This window comes from Streptomyces sp. NPDC033845 (assembly GCF_055576225.1).
In genome coordinates this window covers 227871-248670 of the sequence record NZ_JBVIRI010000006.1, presented here as the reverse complement: position 1 = coordinate 248670, position 20800 = coordinate 227871, and the positions used below count along the sequence as shown (strand labels likewise).

The following is a 20800-nucleotide window of genomic DNA, read 5'->3' as shown; positions in this document are numbered from 1 at the left end:
CCGAGCACACCTTGAGGTTTCACCGTGACCACCACCCCCTTCGACCCGCTCGCCCCGTGGCCCCTCGTCGCCCGGGAGGATGACCTGGAGACATGGAAGGCCCTGCTGAGCGGTCGGAGCGTCGCGACCTTCCTGATCCAGGGGCCCCCCGGCGTCGGCAAGGGCCGTCTCGCCCGGGCGTGTGCCGAGGCCGCCGGCCGGATGGGCCGTCCCGTCCTCACCGCGGCCGCCACCGCCATCGCCCGGCGCGTGCCCTTCGGGGCGCTCGCCCATCTGGCGGACCTCCACGCCGAGACGGGGAGCTCCGCGCGCACGGCCCGCGTACTGGCCTCGGTGCTCGGGCACTTCGGCGGCACCGGCACCCGCCCGGTGGCCTCGGCCCCGCCGGTGCTCACCGTGCGCGACATCGACCAGCTGGACCAGGACTCGGCCCTGCTGCTGAGACGGTTGGCCCTGTCCGGCGAGGTGGTCGTGGTGGGAACGGTCGGCGCCCAGCCGACCGCGACGGGGGCGGAGACGGTCGCGGCCCTCGACCTCGGCGAACGGACGCACCGGGTGACCCTGACCGAGTTCACCTCCGAACAGGTCGGTGAGCTCCTCACCGAGGTGCTCGGCGGCCCCCTCACCCATGACTCCCTCGGCGAACTGACCCGGCTGTCCCACGGGAACGCCCTGGTGCTGCACGAACTGGTCGTCGCCGCACTGCGGTCCGGGTCCCTCGTGCAGCGCGAGGGGTTCTGGCGGCTGACCGGCCCGCCGGCGATCACCGACCGGATCCGCGAGACGGTCCGCCGGCGGCTCGACCACCTGCTGCCCGCCTCCAGGGACCTGCTGGAGACCCTGGCGGTCTGCGGGGAGCTCCCGCTGGCCGGGCTGGAGGCCTCCCACACGGCGGAGCGGATCGGGCATCTGGAGCGGGCCGGCGCCGTCCGCGTCTCGCGGGAGCGGAGGGCCCGGGTCGCGCTGGCCCACCCGCTGTACGCCGAAGTACTGAGCGACGGCCTCCCCGAGACCCGGCGCCGCGCGATCTGGCGCACGCAGTCGGCCGCGGTCCTGGACCGCGGCCCGGCACGGGACCGCGAACTGCTGCGGGCCGTGCACTGGAGGCTGATGGCCGGTGAGGACATCACCGAGGACCAGGCGGTGCGGGCGGCGCGGCTGGCCCTCGACGCCGGCGACCACCGGCTGGTCGTCGACCTGCTGGAGGACATCGCCGGGGACGGCTCCTCCTACGAGGTCCATCTGCTGCGCGGAGAGGCGAGCAACCGGCTGGGCGACTGCCACGCGGCGGACGCCCATCTGCGGCTGGCCCGGGATGCCGCCCCCGACGACGAGGCGGTGCTGGTGGCCGTGCTGGAGCGGGCCCTGAACCTCCGCTGGGGGCTGGGGGACGCCGTCCGCGCGGACCGGATGTGCGAACAGGCCCAACGAGAGCTGGGCGACGGGGCCGCGGCCCAGGGCCTCGCCGCCGTGCGCGCCGGGCTCCTGGGCGCCCGCGGGGACACCGTGGCGATGGAGCGGTTCCTGGCCGACACCGGTGAGGGGTTCGCCCCCCGGGTCCGGGCCTGGGTGCGGGAGGCGCTCTCCCACTCCCTCGCGGTCACGGGCCGGACCGGACCGGCCGTGGCCGTCGCCGAGGCCCTGCGGGCGGGGCCCGGGGCTCCGGCCGGCGCCACGGACCCGCGGGGGGACGGTCCGGCGGCCGCCCTCATGGTCGCGTACATCGAGGCGGGCCGGATCGACCGGGCCCGCGAGATCGGCGAGGCGGCCCACCGGCGGGCGATCGACGCGGAGCAGTCCACCGCCCGCGTGGAGATCGCCTGCCACCTGGGGGTCTGTGAGCTGCTCGCGGGTCATCTCCAGGACGCGCTGCACTGGTTCGCGGAGGCCGCGGCCCTCGCCGACGAGCAGGGGGACGCCGTGCCCCTGCTGATGGCCCGCGCGGGTACGGCGGCCGCCTCGGCGCAGCTCGGCGCCGCCGAGGAGGCCGGGCGCGCCCTGGCGGCGATGGCCGCGGGAAGCGGGGACGGGGCCGGCGTCGCCGCCCGGACCCGGCAGACCGCCCGGCGGGGGCTGGTCGGCGACCTCGACGCGGTGCGCGCCCTGTGCGTGCTGGCCGACGCCTGGGTGACGGCGGCGTCCGGGAACCTCGCGGAGGCCCGGGCCCGTCTGGAGGAGGGTGCCCGGGCGGCCGAGGGTGCCGGGCACCGGAGCATGCGCAGCTGGTTACTGGGCGAATGCGGGCGGATGGGCGGCGCCAAGGAGGTGTACCGGCGGCTCGACGAGTCCGCTCCGGCGCGGGAGGGTTCGCTGGCGAAGGTCCGTGCGGAGGCCGCCCGGGCGCTGGCCCACCGGGACGGCAACCGGCTGGCGGAGGCGGCGCACGCCTGCGCGGAGGCGGGCATGCACCTGCTCGCGGCGGAGATCGTCTCCTCGTCGACCATGCACCTCGGCCGCGGTTCGGACCGGCGGGGGGCGGCGGCGATGAGCGCGCTGCTGGAGAGGATGCACGTCCTGTGCGGCGGGCTGGCACCGACTCCCGGGCTGCTGTCCGCCGCCACGTACTCGCTGACCACCCGGGAACGGGAGATCGCGACGATGGCGGCCGGCGGGATGTCGAGCGCGCAGATCGGGGAGCAGCTGACGCTGTCGACCCGGACCGTCGACAACCATCTGTACCGGGTCTACCACAAGCTGTCGGTGTCGACCCGGCAGGAACTCATGCCGGTCCTCTTCCCGTTCCCCTCGGTCCTCGGGCCGAGGGGCGGGCCGACACGCCGGTGACCGGGCGGGCCCCGGCCCGCCTCCCGGGCGGCCGACGCCACTTCCACGGCACCCCCTACGCGGCTCGGGCGGCCGGTGGTGTGCGGTCCTCGGTGTCGGTGTCGTCGACCAGGGGGCGGACGAGGTCCGCCAGCCGGGCGTAGGCCTCGCGCAGTTCCGGTGCGGCGACGCTCCGGCGGTCGAAGGTGAAGAGCACGCATTCGTCCTCGTAGCCCTCCATCGTCCTGCGGAAGCCGTGGTGGACTGTGCCGCCGACGCGTTCGCACATGCGGTCCTGGGCTCCGCTCGTGCCGACGACCCCGGTGACGGAACGGCCCATCACGCCGGCGAGCGCGAAGGTCGCCATGCAGGCCAGCGGGCCCGCGCCGAAGCCCTGGGCGCGGCCGTCCACGGCCAGCCTGCCCACCTCCAGGGTGTCGGCGGGGGTCCGGCCGAGTGCCGCGAGACGGGCCGCCGCTGCGGGCCCCAGGTAGCGCTCCACCGCCCCGGCCCCGACCCAGTCGCGCGGGATGCCCCGGCACACGGCCGTCAGCCGGCCGGATCGCGTGTCGCGCAGAAGCACGTGGTAGGCGGTGAGGTCCACCGCCTGGACGTCGGCGGCCGGCCGGTCTCCGTCGGCGAAGCGCGCACGTCGGCCGTCCGCGTGGAAGACCCGTCCCCGGAAGGCGCGGATCTCGTGCAGGAATCGGTGCTGTTCCGGGCCTAGTCCGTCCTCCGAGCCCCGCAGCCGAAGGACCGTGAGCTCGGTGTGGGACAGCTGTCCCAGGGTCCGTGCCAGCATCGCCGGGCCCAGTGTCGGCCGGTGCCCGGCGCGGCCCGGAACCGGATGAGTGCTCTGTCGCATGGTCTCCACCCCGTCTGTCGCTGCCGTGGGTCGTGCGGACCGTCCTGGTCCGCCGGGTCCACCCTCACGGCCGGGACGGCCCGGCCGTATCAGAGGTGCACCCCATGGTTTGCGGACCCGGGGCCGTCTTCGGGCGGAGCGCCCGCGCACCCCCACCACCCCCGCACCCCGTCCCTCATCCTCAGGGGTCGTTCCCGGGGTCACCCCTGGTGCCTCCGGCCGGGGTCCGGTGCCACCGTGTGGCGTGGCGGTCCGATCGTGTACCGGCCGCCTCCCACCCCGGTACTCGCGCCCGGGTGATGTCCATTCCCCAGGCGTTCGCCCGGGCGCGGGTACCGACGATCCACGATCCACGGGAGACCCATGAACTCTCCACCTCCCCCCGGCGGCGAGGGGGTCCACGAGCGGACGGGCCCGGACCGGCGGGTGGTCCTGGTCACCGGAGGTGCCCGGGGCATCGGCTGGGCCACGGCGCGCGCGTTCGCCCGCTCGGGCCACCACGTGGTGCTCACCGCCCGTACGGAGGAGGCGGCGGGCCGGCGGGCCGACGAGCTGGCGGGCGGACTCGCCGTCACCGCGGCGGCGCGCTACGGCGGTCCGGTCCGGGTGGAGGGGCTGGCGCTCGACGTCACCGACCCCGAGTCGGTGCGGGCCGTGTTCTCCCGGGTCCGCGCCCGGCACGGCGGGCTGGACGTCCTGGTGGCCAACGCGGGGGAACTCCTCCAGGGGCCGCTGGGCACGATCCGGGAGCGGCAGGCGCGGCGTCTGATGGACGTCAACGTCCTGGGCACGCTGGCCTGCGTGCAGGCAGCGACCCGGCTGATGCTGCCCCGCCGGGCGGGCGCGATGGTGCTGCTCGCGTCGGCCGTCGGGGAGCGGGGCGCGGCGGGGCAGAGCGCGTACGCGGCGTCCAAGGCCGCGGTGGGAGCGCTGGCCCGGTCGGCCGCGGCGGAACTGGGGCCGCGGGGGATACGGGTGAACGCGGTGGCTCCCGGACTCATCGACACCGATATGACGCGGTCCCTGCCGGGGCCCGCCGCCGAGGCGCACACCGCGCGGTGTGCGATGCGCCGGGTGGGGACGGCGGACGAGGTCGCCTCCGTGGTGCACTTCCTCGCGGGTGACGGGGCCGGCTACCTCACCGGCCAGGTGGTCACGGTCGACGGGGGATGGACGTGACGGGGCCGCTGGGACCGCTGCCCGGCAGCACCCGGATCGTGGACGCCGCCACGGGGGCCGTGCTGGACGCCCCGGAGATCGGCCGGCGGCTCGACGAGCGGGTGCGGGAGTTCGGCTCGCTGCCGGGCGGGCTGCTGGCACTGTTCGCCGGACGCGATGTCGACACGGTCCTGGACCACGCCGCGGCGCTGCGGGCGGAGCGGCCGGTCGTCCTCCTGGATCCGGGGCAGTCGGACGCGGCCGTCGCCGAACTGCTGCGCCTGCACGCCCCGGCGGCGGTCCTGGGCACCGGGCGGCGGCGCGCGCCGACCGGCCCGCCCGACGGCTACGCCCCGGAGCCCGGCCGCTGGTTGCGCCGCAGGCCCCCGGAGGTGGTGCCGCACCCCGATCTGTGCCTGCTGCTGGCGACTTCGGGCAGCACGGGCAGTCCGCGGCTGGCCCGGTTGTCGCACACCGCCGTGCGCCACAACGCCGAGGCGGTCATCGCCGCGCTGGGCATCGGTCCGCAGGACGTGGCCCTGACCGGGCTGCCCCTGTTCTACGGCTACGGCGTGGCCGTGACCCACACCCATCTGCTGGCCGGCGCCACCCTGGTGGTCACCCCGCACTCCCCGCTCTCCGCCGGGTTCTGGCGGGATCTGGACCGCTATCGGGGCACCACGTTCGACGCCGTCCCGGCGACGTACGAGATGCTCGCCAGGCTGCGGTGGAACCCTGCCGCCCACCCGTCGCTGCGCGGTCTGACGCAGGCCGGCGGCCGGCTGCGGCCCGCCCTCGCCCGTTCGCTGGCCGCCGCCCTGCCTCCGGGAGCGGGGCTGGCGCTGATGTACGGGCAGACGGAGGCCACCGCGCGGATGTCGGTGCTGCCGCCGGACCGGCTCGCGGACAAGCCGGGTTCCGTGGGGCCGGCCCTGCCCGGTACCCGCTTCACGGTCACCGAACCGGCGGGCGGGGAGGAGGACGGGGAGGTCGTCTTCCACGGGCCCAACGTGATGATGGGCTACGCGCACCATGCCGCCGACCTCGCTCTCGGGGACCTCATGCGCGGGGTGCTGCCGACCGGCGACCGGGGCCGGCTCGACGCCGAGGGCTTCCTCCACCTGACCGGCCGCAACAGCAGGATCGGCAAGGTCCTGGGCATCCGGCTGGACCTGGACCGGGTGGAGGCCGTCGTGCAGTCCCTCGTTCCCTGCCCGCCCGCCGGCCAGTGCGCGGCCGTGTGCGCGGGAGACCGGCTGGTGGTGTGGTGCGAGGGCGGCGAGGGGCTGGACTGGAACGCCCTGTCCGCCGAGCTCGCCGCCCGGGTGCGGCTGCCGAGCCGGGTCTGCGTCGTACGGCCGGTGGACCGGCTGCCGCTGCTGCCCACCGGCAAGGTCGACTACCGGACACTGGAGGCGGTGTGAGCGTCTTCACCCTCGCCCAGCCGGAGCGCGAGTCCCTGCTGCTGGAGCGGCTGACCGAGCTGACCGAACACCACCGCGCGGCCTGCCCGCCGTACGCACGCGTCCTGGACGCACTGGGCCACCGCCGGGGCGTGCGCCCCGCGCACACCGCCGATCTGCCCTGGCTGCCCGTGGACCTGCTCCGCGAACGCCCGCTGAGCAGTCTGCCGGAGGCGGCGGCCACCCGCTCCCTGTCCTCCTCCGGGACCACCGGGGCGGCCACCCGGATCCGTCTCGACGCGGCCTCGGCGGCCCGGGAGCGCGCCACGGCGGTCCGCACCCTCAAGCAGGCGACCGGGCCGCGCCGACTGCCCATGCTGATCGCCGACAGCCCCGGGGTGGTGCGCGAGCGCACCTCCATGACGATGCGCACCGCCCTGGTGCTGGCCCTGATGAACCTCGGCCGCGACCACGTGTTCATGCGGGACGAGGGGGGCCGCGTCGACGCCCCCGCGGTCCGGGAGTTCCTGGCACGGCACGGCGGCCGCCCCTATCTGCTGTGCGGCGCCACCTTCCTCGTCTGGAGCTGCGTGCGGGAGGCGGCGCTCGCGCACCGGCTGGACCTGTCGCACGGAATCGTGCTGCACGGCGGGGGCTGGAAGAAGCTCGCCGAGGCCGCCGTCGACCGCACCGTGTTCCGGTCCCGGCTGCGCGAGGACACCGGCCTGGAACGCGTCCACGACTACTACGGCATGACCGAGCAGGGCGGGACGGTGTTCCTGGAGGGCCCCGAGGGCGACGGCCTCTACTGCCCCGACCATGCCGACGTGGTCGTGCGGGACCCCCGTACCTGGCGGCCCAACCCGGTCGGCGTCCCCGGAGTCGTCCAGGTGCTCAGCACCGTCCCCCGGTCCCATCCGGGGCACTTGCTGCTCACCGAGGACTGGGGGGTCGTGCACGGCGTGGACGACGGCACCTGGCCCGGAAAGCGCTTCTCCGTCCTCGGCCGGCTGCCGCGGTCCCGTCCCCGGGGCTGCAGCGACACCCTTGCGGAGGATGTGTGAGCACCGGCCTCCCGCCGTCCGTGGCGGAGCTGCTCGACCGCCTGGGCGAGGATCCGCCGGGCGGGCCGCCGGTCCACGGCGATCCCCGGGTGCTGGACTGCCTGGACCGGCTGGCCGGCCTGCTGCTGCACCCCGCGACGGTCCGGCCGCACCCCGAACTGGCTCCGCTGGGCTCCTTCCTGCGGCGGCCCGCGCTGGCCCGGCTGCTGGCGGAACGGGCCCTGCCGACGCCCTCGCGGTTCAACCCGCGCGGGCTGGTCCTGCACGTCCCCCCGTCGAACGTCGACACCCTGTTCGTCTACGCCTGGGCCCTGTCCGCCCTCGCGGGCAACCGCAACATCGTCCGGATCCCCACCCGGACCGGTCCGGCCGCCGGCAAGCTGCTCTCGCTCTTACGGGAGGCCGTGGCGGCGGCCCACCCGGCCGTCGCCCACACCCAGCACCTCTGGGAGTACGGCCACGACGAGGCGACCACCGCGGCACTGTCCGCCGCCTGCGACCTCCGTGTGCTGTGGGGCGGGGACGCCACCGTCACCGAACTGCGCCGGCACCCGCTCCGCCCGCACGCCCGTGACCTGACCTTCCCCGACCGCTCCTCGTTCGCCCTCTTCTCGACCGCGGGCTGGCACGCCGCGGGCGCGGAGGAGCGGCGGCGGGCGGCCCAGGGCCTCTACCGCGACGCCGTCTGGTTCGACCAGGACGCCTGCGCGTCCCCGCGGACCCTGGTCTGGGCGGGCGGCGATCCGGCCGCGGTGCTCGGGGCGCGCGCCGAACTGCACCGGCTGCTCGACGCCTGCGCGGCAGGACGGCCACCGCGCCAGGAGGCGTCGTTGGCGATCCGCCAGCGCGTGGCCGCCTACGCCCTGGCCGCCGACGGCGAGGCCCTGACCCTGTCGTTCGGCGACGACCCCGCACCGTCCTTCGTGGAGCTGCGCCCCGGCGGAGGCCTGTTCCGCGGCTGGGCGGGGGTGGCCACGTTCGTGGAACTCGCCCTGCCGGGCGCGGCGGACCTCGCCCCGCTCATCCGCCGGCGTGACCAGACCCTGACCCATTTCGGTTTCACCGCGGCCGAGTTGTCCGGGCTAGCCGATCTCCTGGGGCCGCGCGGCATCGACCGGATCGTCCCCGTGGGCCAGGCCCTCGCCTTCGCCCCCGTATGGGACGGCTACGACCTGCTCAGGGAGTTCTCCCGCATCACCACCGTCACTCCCCCGCCGAACACGTAACCCCGGAGGCACCCATGGACCCGTCCCCCGGCAGGGACCGCTGCCGCTCCCCCCGCAGATCCTGTCTGTCCGTGCCGGGCAGCAGCCCCCGGTTCCTGGAGAAGGCCCAGGGGCTCCCGGCCGACCAGGTCTTCCTCGATCTGGAGGACTCGGTCACCCCCGACCTCAAGGCGTTCGCCCGGGAGAACGTCGTCAAGGCGCTGCGCGCCGGTGACTGGTCCGGGAAGACCACCTCCGTGCGGGTCAACGGACCGCACACCCCCTGGGTGCACCGGGACCTGACCGAGCTCCTCGACCACGCGGGACGGCACCTCGACGCGGTCATGCTGCCCAAGACGGAGACCGCCGCCCAGATCCACTGGCTCGACCTGACGCTGACCCAGCTCGAACTCCACAACGGCCTGCCGCCGGGCCGGATCGGTATCGAGGCGCATCTGGAGACCGCGTCCGGCATCCTGAACGCCGCCTCCGTCGCCGCCGCCTCGCCCCGGCTGGAAGCACTGGTCTTCGGCACCGGCGACTACTCCGCTTCGGTGGGCATGGCCAACCTGTCCGTCGGCGACCAACCGCCCGACTACCCGGCGGACGCCTTCCACCATCCGCTCAGCGCCCTGCTGCTGGCCGCCCGCGCACACGGACTCCAGGCCGTGGACGGCGCCTACTTCCGCATCCACGACCTGGACGGGTTCCGGCGCAGCGCCCGGGCCAGCGCCGCCCTGGGCTTCGACGGCAAGGTGGTGCTGCACCCCCGGCAGATCGCCGCGGCCAACAGCGTGTACGTCCCGACCCAGCACCAGTACGACCACGCCGAGACCGTCCTGGACGCCCACGAGCACTGCGGGCGGGTCATGGGGCTCGGGGCGGCGATGCTGGGCTCGGAAATGATCGACGAGGCCTCCCGCAAGGTCGCCGCGCTGACCGCCGCCCGGGGCCGCGCCGCCGGACTCGTCCGCCGCGAGTCCTTCGTCCCCGAGCGCGATCTCACCATGTCCGCCGCCGCCGGACCGAGCAACGCGCGCTGAACCGGGAGGACGCATGGCCGTCACCACACGATTCGAACTCGCCTACACCAGCGGGATGTTCACCTCGCTCCAGGTCAAACCGCGGACGGCGGTGTCCCTGGCGTTCACCGGCTGGGCGCACTGGTTCACCCGCCACGGCCTCAGCCATGCCGCGCTCATCACCGAGCACGCCACCGGCTTCGTCCCCGTCGGCGTCCGGGTCGTCTACGAGCAGCCGCACGACTTCACGGACGGGGACACCTTCACCGTGTCGACCCGGGTGAGCACCTGGCAGCCGCGCAGGTTCCCCACCTGCCAGCAGACGGAGGCCTCCGTCGCCGTCGGGCCGAAGGTGCTGGCCAGGGTCACCCTCCAGCAGATCTGTGTCCGCATCGAATCCGCGGCGAGCCTCGCCGCCACGCCCGGCACCGTCCCGGAGGCGCTGGAGCCGATCCTCCTCGACCCCGCCAGGGCCGGCGGCCCGCCCCCGCGGTTCTTCTGCCGCACCCCGCCGCCCGAGGACGGCAGCACCCTGGTCCACGAGGGGCACACCCACCCCTTCACCGTCCATCGGGGCATGTGCGAGATCGGCGACCAGTGGTACTTCGAGAGCGTGCCCGACCTGCTGGGCGACGCCCGGGAAAGCCTGGTGTTCGGGCACCTCCAGGACAACGCGGACCTGCTTCCCGGGCTGGCCCGACCGCTGGCGGCCGTGGAGTACGGCCTGCGGCGGCCCTTCACCTTCCTCGACACCGGCACCGTGGACACCACCGTGCGCGGGTCGGCAGACCGGATCCGGTTCCTGCACCGACTGCGTACCGCCGGCGGGGACACCGTCGGCCATGCCCTGGAAACCTTTTCCGCCAAGGAGTGAGCCCCGTGCAGTTCGTCCTCTCCGGCTTCCTGCTGCGCTACACCGACTACCGCCGCACCCTCCCCTACGACGCGGTCGACCTCACCGAGGCGCTGTCCGCGCTCTTCGCCGACCACCCGGCGCTCCGGCCCCTGGTGGTCGACGAGTCGGGGCGGGTGCGGCGCACCGTCCGGCTGTGCGTGGACGGGGAGCTGGTGCATCCGCGCGCGGTGCCGGACCTGGTGGTGACGCCCGCCACGAGCGTCGAACTGCTCACCGCCGTGGCCGGCGGCTGATCCGCGCCGTTCCCTCCCCGCCCCACCGCCCCTGCCCGCCCCCTGCCGAACCGACCCGAGGAGATCAGAGTGACCGCCGAATCCGATCCGAGCGTGGAAACCCGACTGCGCGAGGTGTTCGTCCGCTCGCTGGAGCTCGCCCCCGGCAGTGCCGTGGAGCAGACCCACTACCAGTCCACCCCGACCTGGGACTCCCTGGGACACGTCCTCCTGGTGTCGAGCATCGAGAACGAGTTCGACATCGAACTGGACACCGAGAAGGCCCTGGAGATGGAGAGCTTCGGCGTGGCCCTGGCCATGGTCAGGAAGGCCCGGGAGGGCCGGTGAAGGGCCTGCTGGACGGCAAGACCGTCCTGGTCACGGGCGTCCTCAACGAGGCGTCACTGGCCTTCGCGACCGCCCGGGCGGTCCAGGAGGCGGGCGGGAGGGTGATCCTGACCCGGCACCACCGGCCGCGACTGGTGGAGGAGACCGCCGCCACCCTGGACCCGGTACCGCCGCTGGTGACCCTCGACGTGAACAACGCCGGGGACCTGCGCAAGCTCGCCGGACGGGTCGGAGAGCACACCGACCGGTTGGACGGGGTGGTCCATGCCATCGGCTGGGCACCCCGGGGCCCGGACTATCCGGGGTTCACCGGAGCCAGCTGGGACCACGTGGGGCCCGTGCTCCAGGTGTCCGCCCACTCCCTGGCGGCCCTGACCTCCGCCGTGCTGCCCCTGATGACCGGACCCTGTTCGGTGGTGGGGCTGGACTTCGACAGCACCCGCACCTGGCCGGGCTACGACTGGATGGGCGTGGCGAAGGCGGGTCTGGAGGCCTGCTCCCGCTACCTGGCCGACGACCTGGGCGAGCGCCGCGTCCGGGTCAACCTGGTGGCCTCCGGTCCGATCCGCACGGTCTCCTCCCACGGGGAGCCCCACTTCGCCCGGATCGCCGGGTCCTGGCATCAGCGGGCGCCGCTGGGATGGGACCCCCGGGACCCGGGGCCCGTGGCCAGCGCGTGCGTCGCCCTGCTGTCCGACCTGCTGCCCGCGACCACCGGGCACATCCTGCACGTGGACGGGGGCGCGCACCTGCGGGGGATGTGAGCGCCGGGCGTACGGCTGGTGTGCGCCCTCCGCACCGGCTAGACGGTGCCGACCTTCCTGAGCCGGAAGGTGACCTCGCAGGAGCCGTCCCCGTTGTACGTCTGCTTCAGCTTGTCCGTCAGGTCGAGGCCGGCGAGGGTGGCGGCGTTCAGCGGGCCGGTGGTCTTCTCGGCGAAGCAGATGTCGTCGTGCGCCGAGTCGGAGTCGAAGTCCTTGAGGTGGGCCGCCACCTTGATCTTCTCGTTGGGCATCACCGTCACGAGGAACCGGTTGTTCGCCTTCGTGTAGTCGCTCTCGCAGAACTTGTAGGTGTGCGAGGAGCACATCGGACGGTCGGCGAACTTGTAGACGTGCGGCTGCTCCCACTGGTTGTCGGTCACGCCCACCGGGCACTGCCCGAGGAAGCCGTAGTCCCAGCTCGGGGTCGTGCCGCAGCCCTTGCCCCACTTGCCGATGTTCCGCACGCGCGAGGTGCGCAGTGCGCCGTCCGTCTTCAGGGACTGGCCGTAGAGAGATCCGTACAGCTCGGCGTTGGGGCAGCCGTCCAGGATCGCGCAGTCGCTGAGCTGGTTGAAGGTGACGTTCTCCAGGGTGACCTCCACGAGGAACCCGCTGGGCGCCGCCTGGGCGGGTGCGGACAGGCCGGCGAACATCAGTCCCGATCCGGCCAGTGCGGCCAGGGACAGTCGTGCGGCTCGTCCACGCGTCATTCCGGTCATCTCGGGACCTCCGTGTCGTCAGGGTCGGTGATTCCTGTTGCTCTGGATTCAACCGCCGGGAGGCACCACGCGCATCAGGGGTCTCCCCCAAGAGCGCGGCGACCCTATCCGTCCGACGTCCCGTCACAACCCGGGGTTCGAGCGGGCGGTGACCCGCATGCGCAGGCCGCGGGGCTGGAGGCCGAAGGCGGCGAGTGCCGTGACCTCGTGGCCCGGAGCCGGCTCCAGCCGCCAGCGGGCGAGGACGTTCGCCAGCACCACCCCGGCCTCGGTACGGGCGAACTCCTCCCCGGCGCACTTCCGGGCTCCGTGCCCGAACGGCAGGAACGAGCCGTGGACCGGCGGCGGCCTCCTCCGGGTGTCCCAGCGGTCGGGGTCGAAGCGTTCGGCCTCCTCGAAGAGGTCCTCGCGGTGGTGCAGCAGGTACGGGCTGTAGACCAGGGCTGTTCCCGCCGGCAGCCGGTAGCCGCCCAGGGTCGTGTCGACGGTGGTGACGCGCGAGAGGATCCAGCCCGGCGGGTACAGCCGCAGGCTCTCGTCGATGGTCCGGCCGAGCAGGCCCAGACGGGGCAGATCGGTGTGCGTCGCGGGGCGGCCCCGCAGTACGGCGCCCACTTCCGCGCCCACCCGGTCATCGACCCGGGGGTGTGCGGCCAGGAGGTGGAAGGTCCATCCCAGCAGGGCGGCCAGGCTCTCCGTCCCTGCCGAGAGGAACGAGAGCACCTGGTCGACGGCCTCCTCGTCCCGCGCGCCGAGCAGCGTCGACAGGAAGTCTCCGTGGTCGGTCCCGGCCGCCCGCCGCTCCGGCAGCAGCCCGGCGACCGCACGGCGCAGCCGATTCCGTGCGGCGTCGTGGCGGCGTACGGAGGGGATCGGCAGGCGCGCGGCGGCCGAGGGGAGGACCATGCGTGCGAACGCACCGTCGGCCACGGTCCAGATGTCCGCGGAGACCTGCCGGAGCAGCGCCGGGGGCAGGGTGCCCCCGAACACGGTCTCCATGGCGATGTCCGTGGCGAGGCGCCGCAACTCCGCGACGAGGTCGACTTCCCGGCCGTCCCGCCATGTGCCGGCGAAGGCGACGCTCCGGTCCGTCATCATCGCGGCGTACTCCGGAAGCCGGGCCCGGTGGAAGGCGGGCCGGGCCGGACGGTCGTGCCGCCGGGGCCGGTGCGCGGGGCAGCCGGCCACCCCGTGGACGAGCGGGTCGCGGGTCCGCTCCGGGAAGAGGCCCCCCTGGCCGTAGGTCGCGTCGTCGGTGAGCACCCGGCGGGTGAGGTCGGGATCGCACACGACGACCACGGGGACGGGGCCGACGTCGACCCGTACGAGGTCTCCGTGTTCGGCCAGCGTGCGGAACAGCCCCAGCGGGTCGAGCAGCAGGGAGACGGCGTGGCCGACCAGGGGCCGGCCACGGGGTGCCCGCGGAATGTCGTCCGATGTGTGCACGTGGGCCTCTCCGTGTGCCGCGTGCCCGGTCGGCGTGCCCGGTCGGCGTGGCGGGCCCGGACCGCCGGGGAGGTGCGCGGTCCGGGCCCGCGGTCAGGCGAAGGTGCCGAGGTAGTGCTCTGCCTTGACCGGGTCGAAGAACCACTCCTCCAGATCGGCGGGGGCGCTGAAGGCGTTGGCGAAGCGGTCCGCTATCGGTTGGTGGGACGCCGCGGCGCCGAACAGCCGGAGGACGTGCTCGGGGGGCGGTCCCAGCATGGCGTTGGTCCATTTCGTCGCCGCGTCGGCGGTGGGCCGGAAGCGTTCGTACGCCGACCTCATCCAGGCCCGGTCGAAGGGTCCGTCGCCCCGCTCGGTGATCGCTTCCAGGTAGGCCGCGGCGTTCTTGGCGGCGTTGTTGGCCCCCTGGCCGGTGACGGGGTCGTTCAGCACCACGACGTCGGCCATGCCCAGCACGGGTGTTCCGCCGGGGAGGTCGGCGACCGGCTCGCGCACGGTCGGCACCAGTCGGCCGGACAGGGTGCCGCCGGCGTCGGTGAGTTCCACGCCGCGGGTCCGGTCGAACTCCCAGGGGACGTACCGGCGCATCAGGTCCAGGGTGAGGGCCAGGTGGTCGCCCGGTTCGGTGATCCCGGTGAAGACATCGGCCGGGCCGCCGGGCAGGGCCTCCCAGAAGAGGATGTCGGCGGGGCCGGAGCGGGTGAACGTCGGCATGACGAACAGTTCGCCGACACCGGGCACCAGGTTGCACCGGACGGCGTGCCGGTCGGGGTGTTCGGGACGCGGTGCGAGGCCGTGCACGTAGGCGACGGCGAGGGCGCGCTGCGGCACGAGGTGGACGGACCGGTCCGCGTCCGGTCGGAACAGCGACACGAACTCGCTCTTGCCCGCCGCGACGACCGTGAGGTCGTAGGTGGCGGCACAGGAGTTGAGTTCGCCGGTCGAGAGCCCTTGGACGAGGAGTTTCCCGCCGCGCTCCTCGAACGTCTCCATCCAACCGGCGAGTTTGACGCGCTGGTCCACGGACTGGGCGGGCCGGTCGAGTTCTCCGAGCCAGTCGACGGCACGACCGCTCTCCGGGGCGGCCACGGAGACACCGACCCCCTCGATGCTCGGGGCGCGCTCCGCCCAGAAGTGGAGGCCGAGGTCGCGCTCGTGCCCCAGAGCCGGACCGAAGAGGCATTGGGTGGACATCACCCGGCCCCCGCGCACCTCGTCCGCGGTGCGCGGCGACACCACGGTCACGTCGTATCCGCGGCCCTGGAGGCCCAGGGCGAGCTGGAGGCCGGACTGACCGGCTCCGACGACCAGGATTCTGCGCATGGCGGGATGCTCCTTCGCCGGTTCGAGCGGCAGATGATTCAGACATCCGGAATGGAAATTCGGGCCTGAAATTAGCATCCGCCCGGGGTCTTCGATATTCGGGCCGAACCCCAGGAATTGACCCTATGTACTCAGGGCGCCATCGGCGTCTTCGCAGTTCCGTGGGGGGTAAGGAGCCGGAAGCACCTCGGGCGGACACCTCGACGACGCCCGGGACCTGGGGTGTTCCGGAGCGTCGGCGCGTGTGCCGATAGCGACCCCCGCTACTCAGCGGGCACCGCCGATTACTCATTGACCCGGGAAAGCCGCCCTGCCTAGCGTCATCGCCGTCACGCATTGGTCATTGCTTGAACATGGGAGTTCAGGAATGAAGTTCAGGATCGGCGCAACCGCCGCGGCGATATCCGCGGCGCTGGGGATTCTCGGCTCGCCGGCGCTCGCCGCCGGAGCGGAGCAGACGGCCGGGGACTCACGGATGAGGGCAGCGATCTCCCACTCGGTCGCGGGGCGGGCCACCGCCGCCGACATCAGGCTGATCAGGACCGACCCGCGGGTCGCCGGATCCCTGCCGGCCTCGCTCCGGCCGGGTCAGCCGTCCCTCACCTCCGCCGCACCGCCGGCGGGCCAGAAGCAGGCCAAGGCCGCCGCTCCGGCCGGTCAGGCGGGGCTGCCGGTCTACAACCAGAAGTGCCTGACGATCGACTACCCGGTCACCGCGACGAGTTACCTCGGCACCGTCCTGTACGTGTGGCACCACAAGTTCAGCTGGTGCACCGCCAACACCGTGCCGGGTATCGAGTCGACGCGGGTCATCAGCGCGAGCCCCTACAACCGCTACGACTACTTCACCGACAAGAGCTCGGTGGCCCAGCCGGCCGCGCTGCCGAACACGGACATGGTCATCGCGCCGGTCGGGGGGCCCATCGCCAGCTTCTACTCCGGGATCAAGTCCCCGTACATCTCGCACCTGGCCAGGCGGGTCGACATGTGCGTGCCCCAGGTCGGCTGCTACGCCTACAACATGCCCCAGAGCAAGCTCGGCATCGGCCAGAGCGACGTGTACCCCGCGTACATCTCGGCCTACTGATCAGCCCCGGGGCGGCGGGCGGGGGCAACCCCCGCCGCCCCGGTGGCCCTCCTCCCGACGGCTACGGACACGGGATGAAGTCTTCTGGGGCGCTGGTCGAACGGGACGAGGAGACCGCGGCCTTCGGGCGCGCGGTCGAGGAGCTGCGGCTCGGGACGGGCGGGCTGCCGGCGGTGGAGGGTCCGGCCGGCATCGGGAAGACCCGCTTGCTGGACGAGCTCGCCTCCACCGCCCGGGAGGCCGGCGCCCGAGTCCTGTCGGCACGCGCGACGGAGCTGGAGCGGTCCTTGCCGATGGGCCTCGTCCAGCAGCTGTTCGAGCCGCTGCTGGACGAGGGCGTCCGGGAGGAGGCCGCCCGGTGGCTCTCGGGTGCCGCGGCGCCCGCGGCCGCGGTCATCGGCGCCACCGCCCCTCGGGCGGCCGACGGGGCCGTCGCCGGTGACTTCGCCATCCTGCACGGGCTGTACTGGCTGACGGCCAACGCCTCCCAGGACCGGCCGCTGGCCCTGGTCGTGGACGACGCGCACTGGGCGGACCCGGCGTCCCTCCGGTTCCTGGCCCATCTCCTGCCCCGGGTCCAGGACCTCGCGGTCCTGGTCGCCGTGGCGAGGCGACCCGACGAGCCGGGTGCCGAGAAGCAGTTGCTCGACCGCATCAGCGGTCACCAGCTGACCCGCCCGTTCCGTCCCAGGCCGCTCAGCAGAATCGGTTCGGCCCGGATGCTGCGCTCCCGGCAGGGCCGCGGGGCCGATCTGGAGTTCCTCGATGCCTGCCATACCGCCACCGGCGGCAATCCGCTGTTGCTGGAATCCCTGGTGGGGAATCCCTCCAGGAGCTCATCGACCTCCCCCCGGCCGAAACCGTCGGGGCGCACGCGCTGGAGGCGATGATCGCCGGCCTGGAGGCCTGGCAGTGCGACCCCGCGGCGGTCGGCCACGCGCGATCCGCCCTGGCCGACGGACGGCTCAAACTGTCCAACGCGCAAGCCGTGATGACCGGGGCCTGGCTGAGTCTGCTCATGGCGGACCAGGACGACGAGGCGATGGACGCCATGGAGACCGCCGTGAACGAGGCCCGGCGGAGCGGCTCCCTGGCCGCCCTGCCCATCGCCTCGCTCTACCGCTCCACGGGCTGGCTGTGGCGGGGCCAGCTCGCGGAAGCCGAGGACGTCGCCCGCGACATCCTGCGGCTCATGGACCTGATGCACCACGGGATGGCCCGGCCGGTGGCGCTCGCCGTCCTGGCGTGGACCCTGATCGAGCAGGGCCGCCCGGACGAGGCCGCCGGCATCGTCGCGCAGGTGGACGCAGACGATCCGTCGACGACGGGCCTCGTGTTCTGGCTCCTGGACGCCAAGGCCCAGTTCCACCGGTTGAAAGGCGACCACGAACGCGCCCTCGCCTGCGCGCTGCGGTCCGGAGCGGTCTACGCGGCACACGGGGGCGACAACCCCGCCGCCCTGCCGTGGCGTTCGGAGGCCGCCGTGAACCTGGCGGCGATGAACCGGCCGGAGAAGGCGGCCGATCTGGCCGAGGCCGAGTTGGTGCTCGCCCGTCGCTGGGGCGCGCCTCGGGCCCCGGCCCGTTCCCTGCGCGTGCGCGGCCTGGTGGCCGGCCACGAGGGAGGCCTCGACCACCTGCGGGAGTCCCTCCGGGTGGCGGCGTCCGGTCCCGCCCGACTGGAGCACGCCAAGTCCCTGGTGGAACTCGGCTCGGCCCTGCGGCACCTGGGGGTGCGCGGCGATGCCCGGGAGCTGCTGGGCGAGGGGCGTGCCCTCGCGGAGATGTGCGGAGCGCTTCCCCTGGGCGAACGGGCCTCCGCCGAGCTGGCCGCCTCCGGCGGGCGGCCGCGGCGCGTCCAGGTGTCGGGGCCCGACTCCCTGACCCCCAGCGAACGCCGGGTCGCGGAGCTGGCCGGCACCGGGCACAACAACCGCGACATCGCCCAGGTCCTGTTCATCACGCCGAAGACCGTGGAAGCGCATCTGACGAGCGTCTACCGCAAACTGCGGGTCACCAGCCGGAAGTACCTCACCGAGGCCCTCCACGCGCCGGCCTCCCAGTCCTGACGCCGGGACCGGCATCCCCGGCGGGGCGGACCACGCGTTCACCCCGCGAGAGGGAGCTGCGCCCAGTGGGTGACCCGGTCCTCCGACTTGTCGGTGCCCCGGTCGGCGGTCAGTAAGGCGATCATGTTCCGGCCCCGTCCGCCCTCGTCCTCCGAGCAGCTGGCGGACCAGGCTCCCTTGACCTCGGACGCCCCGCCGTCGACCACGGCTATGTGGACGGCCCCGGCGGCGTACGCCAGGCCGAGTATCAGCCGCACCGGCGGCAGGGCGTGCTGGACGGCGTTGGTGACCAGTTCGGAGACGACCAGGACCGCCTGGTCGACGGTGTCGGGGGCGACGGCGCAGCCCTCCAGTGCCAGGCGGGTGACGCGGCGCGCCATGCCGGCCGCCCTGGCTTCATGGGGCAGTTCCCAGGATCCCAGCGGATCCATGTCCCCGTCGTGGTCTTCCTGCGAAACGGCCGTGGGGCTCATGGGCGCGTTCCATTCGTCGATCTGTGCGGTTTCCGTGGCGTACGCAGTCATCTGACCATCACGTCCGGGGAGAGGAGGTCGGTGGCCCAGCACTCGCACGGGCCCTTGCCTTACGTTGTACAAACGCCGGGGGCGGTGGTGCATCAGGGGGGACCCCTAGTGTGAATTCACCGGGTTTTCTCAGGGATGACCCGTCTGATATCGAATTTCCTTTCGACATATTCCCGTTGCACGGGCACCGGCCCGCGGGCACCCCCAAGGAGCTGCGTTACGGGGCGGCCCCCAATGCTGTCCCCGGGCCCGATCGGGGAGGCTGGGCCACCGAGGATCCGGCGGAGGACCGGTGTCCTCGGAGGACAGACGGAGGGTGTTGCTCGATGGCCGACGACCTGGGATACGCATGGCCCCCGATGGAGAAACTGGCACAGCGCGGGCTGCAGTTGCTGGGCGAATACCTGGACACGGAAACCCCCCGGGCAGCGGTCCCCCCGGAGATCTGCGGAGACCTCAGGGAAAGGGTGGCGAGTCCTCCGGGGGCCGAACCCGGAAACGGGGAAGACCTCCTCGACCTGTTCTTCGAAGCCGCGCGGGCCTCCCAGAACCTCTCCTCACCGCGCTTCATGGCCTACGTCCCCACCGGCGGGCTGACCTCCGCCGCCCTGGCTCAGCTCCTGAGCACCGGCGTGAACCCCTACACCGGCCTGTCGGAGTTCGCGCCCGCGCTGGTGGCCCTGGAGCACGGGGTGATGACCTGGCTGTGCGACCTCTTCGGGATGCCGGCCGGCTCGACGGGCACCATGACCACGGGTACCTCGATGGCCCTGCTGACGGCCGTCGTGGCCGCCCGCCAGCACCATCTGGGCGACGACCTGCGCGGCGGCACCGTCTACGCGACCGTCCACACCCACCACACGGTGGCGAAGGCCCTGCGGATCGCCGGGCTGACCGCCGGGCAGCTGCGGCTGGTGGACTGCACACCCGACCGCCGAATGGATCCCGCGGCGGCCGCCGCGCTGATCGCCGCCGACCGCGCGGCGGGTCTGCGCCCCTTCCTGATCGTCGGCACCGCCGGCACCACGGCCGACGGCCGCGTGGACCCGCTGGGCGCCCTCGCCGACCTCGCGGCCGCCGAGGGCCTCTGGTTCCACGTGGACGCCGCCTACGGAGGCGGATTCCAGCTGACCGAGCGGGGGCGCCGCAGGCTGGCCGGCATCGAACGGGCCGACACCCTCACGGTGGACCCGCACAAGAGCTTCTTCCTCCCCGCCGGCACCGGGGTGCTGCTGACCCGGCGCCCTGCCCTGCTGCGTGCCGCGTTCGCGCAGCAGGGGACCTGCCTCACCGACCTCTGCGCCGTGCGCCCCCCGGACGCCCTGCCCGACTACGCGGACCTGGGCCCCGAGCTGACCCGCGACTTCCGCGGGCTGCGCCTCTGGCTGCCGCTCCACCTCCACGGCACGGCCGCGTTCACCGGCGCCCTCGACCGGATGCTGGACCTCGCCGCGGAGGCCCACCGGCTGCTGTCCGCCGCCGGGGATCTCGACGTCGGTGCCGCCCCCGACCTCTCCATCGTGACCTTCCGGATGCGGGGCCGGAGCGACGAGGACAACCGCGCGTTCCTGCGGCGCGTCAACCGGTCGGGAGAGCTCTTCCTCTCCGGGGTGGACATCGGCGGGGTCTACACGCTCCGTATGGCCTTCCTCAACCAGCGGCTCGACCGGGAGCACATGGAAGCGGGTGTGGACCTCGTCCTGCGGGTGCTCGGCGAGTTCACCTCCGCCCCCGGAACGGGGCACACCGGGCTGCGGGCGGCCTAGCGCCGCGGGGCTCCGTCGCGCGGCGCGTGCGGCGCACGGGGAGGGGGGGGGGGGGGCCGGGGGGGGGCGCGCCCCCCCCCCCCGGGGGGGGGGGGCCGCCCCGCGCCCCCCCGCCCCCCCCGCCGGGCCCCCCCCCCCCCCCCCCCC

General features: G+C 73.9%; 19 protein-coding genes. 14 read left to right on the top strand and 5 right to left on the bottom strand.

All coding sequences use genetic code 11. The features are described from left to right. The first annotated feature begins 24 nt into the window (after positions 1 to 24). The gene (locus ACZ50K_RS15820; RefSeq protein ID WP_468902928.1) at positions 25 to 2784 is read left to right on the top strand and encodes a LuxR C-terminal-related transcriptional regulator; all 2760 of its coding nucleotides are present in this window, start codon (positions 25 to 27) and stop codon (positions 2782 to 2784) included. A 55-nt stretch (positions 2785 to 2839) separates the two neighbouring features. On the opposite strand, the gene ACZ50K_RS15815 is transcribed toward ACZ50K_RS15820, so the two are convergent. Continuing rightward, the gene (locus ACZ50K_RS15815; protein WP_468902926.1) at positions 2840 to 3565 is read right to left on the bottom strand and encodes a hypothetical protein; all 726 of its coding nucleotides are present in this window, start codon (positions 3563 to 3565) and stop codon (positions 2840 to 2842) included. Positions 3566 to 3991: 426 nt separating this feature from the next. On the opposite strand from ACZ50K_RS15815, the gene ACZ50K_RS15810 reads away from it, so the two are divergent. The 9 genes from ACZ50K_RS15810 to fabI all read left to right on the top strand — a co-directional run bounded on the left by ACZ50K_RS15810 (position 3992) and on the right by fabI (position 11720). After that, on the top strand, positions 3992 to 4807 hold the full coding sequence (locus ACZ50K_RS15810) for an SDR family NAD(P)-dependent oxidoreductase (protein ID WP_468902923.1): 816 nt from the start codon (positions 3992 to 3994) through the stop codon (positions 4805 to 4807). Then, entirely contained in the window at positions 4804 to 6210 is a 1407-nt protein-coding gene (locus ACZ50K_RS15805) for an AMP-binding protein (protein ID WP_468902921.1), read from the top strand. The genes ACZ50K_RS15810 and ACZ50K_RS15805 overlap by 4 nt, the downstream gene beginning before the upstream one ends. Beyond that, positions 6207 to 7253: a LuxE/PaaK family acyltransferase gene (locus ACZ50K_RS15800; RefSeq protein WP_468902919.1), complete on the top strand. Its 1047-nt coding sequence runs from the start codon at positions 6207 to 6209 to the stop codon at positions 7251 to 7253. Before ACZ50K_RS15805 ends, ACZ50K_RS15800 begins: the two co-directional genes overlap by 4 nt. Beyond that, positions 7250 to 8479, top strand: a complete 1230-nt coding sequence (locus ACZ50K_RS15795) for an acyl-CoA reductase (RefSeq protein WP_468902916.1) — start codon at positions 7250 to 7252, stop codon at positions 8477 to 8479. The genes ACZ50K_RS15800 and ACZ50K_RS15795 overlap by 4 nt, the downstream gene beginning before the upstream one ends. Positions 8480 to 8493: 14 nt before the next feature. Continuing rightward, entirely contained in the window at positions 8494 to 9501 is a 1008-nt protein-coding gene (locus ACZ50K_RS15790) for an HpcH/HpaI aldolase/citrate lyase family protein (protein WP_468902915.1), read from the top strand. 13 nt (positions 9502 to 9514) lie between these two features. After that, a complete protein-coding gene (locus ACZ50K_RS15785) occupies positions 9515 to 10354 on the top strand; it encodes an acyl-CoA thioesterase family protein (RefSeq protein WP_468902913.1) in 840 nt (279 codons plus the stop codon). Between the two features lie 5 nt (positions 10355 to 10359). After that, a complete protein-coding gene (locus tag ACZ50K_RS15780; protein WP_468902911.1) occupies positions 10360 to 10629 on the top strand; it encodes a MoaD/ThiS family protein in 270 nt (89 codons plus the stop codon). 69 nt (positions 10630 to 10698) lie between these two features. Then, positions 10699 to 10956, top strand: a complete 258-nt coding sequence (locus ACZ50K_RS15775) for an acyl carrier protein (RefSeq protein ID WP_468902909.1) — start codon at positions 10699 to 10701, stop codon at positions 10954 to 10956. Next, entirely contained in the window at positions 10953 to 11720 is a 768-nt protein-coding gene (gene fabI / locus ACZ50K_RS15770) for an enoyl-ACP reductase FabI (RefSeq protein ID WP_468902907.1), read from the top strand. Before ACZ50K_RS15775 ends, fabI begins: the two co-directional genes overlap by 4 nt. A gap of 38 nt (positions 11721 to 11758) precedes the next feature. On the opposite strand, the gene ACZ50K_RS15765 is transcribed toward fabI, so the two are convergent. From ACZ50K_RS15765 to ACZ50K_RS15755, 3 genes are all read right to left on the bottom strand, one after another. Continuing rightward, positions 11759 to 12430 carry a hypothetical protein gene (locus ACZ50K_RS15765; RefSeq protein ID WP_468902904.1) on the bottom strand — a complete coding sequence of 224 codons (672 nt, stop codon included), beginning with the start codon at positions 12428 to 12430 and terminating at the stop codon, positions 11759 to 11761. Between the two features lie 132 nt (positions 12431 to 12562). Next, a complete protein-coding gene (locus tag ACZ50K_RS15760; RefSeq protein WP_468902903.1) occupies positions 12563 to 13885 on the bottom strand; it encodes a cytochrome P450 in 1323 nt (440 codons plus the stop codon). A gap of 93 nt (positions 13886 to 13978) precedes the next feature. Continuing rightward, positions 13979 to 15208, bottom strand: a complete 1230-nt coding sequence (locus ACZ50K_RS15755; protein WP_468902901.1) for a styrene monooxygenase/indole monooxygenase family protein — start codon at positions 15206 to 15208, stop codon at positions 13979 to 13981. Between the two features lie 367 nt (positions 15209 to 15575). On the opposite strand from ACZ50K_RS15755, the gene ACZ50K_RS15750 reads away from it, so the two are divergent. The 3 genes from ACZ50K_RS15750 (at position 15576) to ACZ50K_RS15740 (ending at position 18363) form a co-directional block, all read left to right on the top strand. After that, positions 15576 to 16295, top strand: coding sequence for a hypothetical protein (locus ACZ50K_RS15750; RefSeq protein ID WP_468902898.1), 720 nt, complete (start codon positions 15576 to 15578; stop codon positions 16293 to 16295). 74 nt (positions 16296 to 16369) lie between these two features. Further along, complete coding sequence (locus ACZ50K_RS15745; protein ID WP_468902895.1) at positions 16370 to 17185, top strand: AAA family ATPase; 816 nt, start codon at positions 16370 to 16372, stop codon at positions 17183 to 17185. Then, positions 17182 to 18363, top strand: coding sequence for a helix-turn-helix transcriptional regulator (locus ACZ50K_RS15740; protein WP_468902894.1), 1182 nt, complete (start codon positions 17182 to 17184; stop codon positions 18361 to 18363). The genes ACZ50K_RS15745 and ACZ50K_RS15740 overlap by 4 nt, the downstream gene beginning before the upstream one ends. Before the next feature lie 38 nt (positions 18364 to 18401). On the opposite strand, the gene ACZ50K_RS15735 is transcribed toward ACZ50K_RS15740, so the two are convergent. Beyond that, on the bottom strand, positions 18402 to 18836 hold the full coding sequence (locus ACZ50K_RS15735) for an ATP-binding protein (RefSeq protein WP_468902892.1): 435 nt from the start codon (positions 18834 to 18836) through the stop codon (positions 18402 to 18404). A gap of 377 nt (positions 18837 to 19213) precedes the next feature. Here ACZ50K_RS15735 and ACZ50K_RS15730 point away from each other — a divergent pair, with 377 nt between their 5' ends. Then, entirely contained in the window at positions 19214 to 20653 is a 1440-nt protein-coding gene (locus tag ACZ50K_RS15730; RefSeq protein ID WP_468902889.1) for a pyridoxal phosphate-dependent decarboxylase family protein, read from the top strand. Positions 20654 to 20800: the final 147 nt, after the last annotated feature.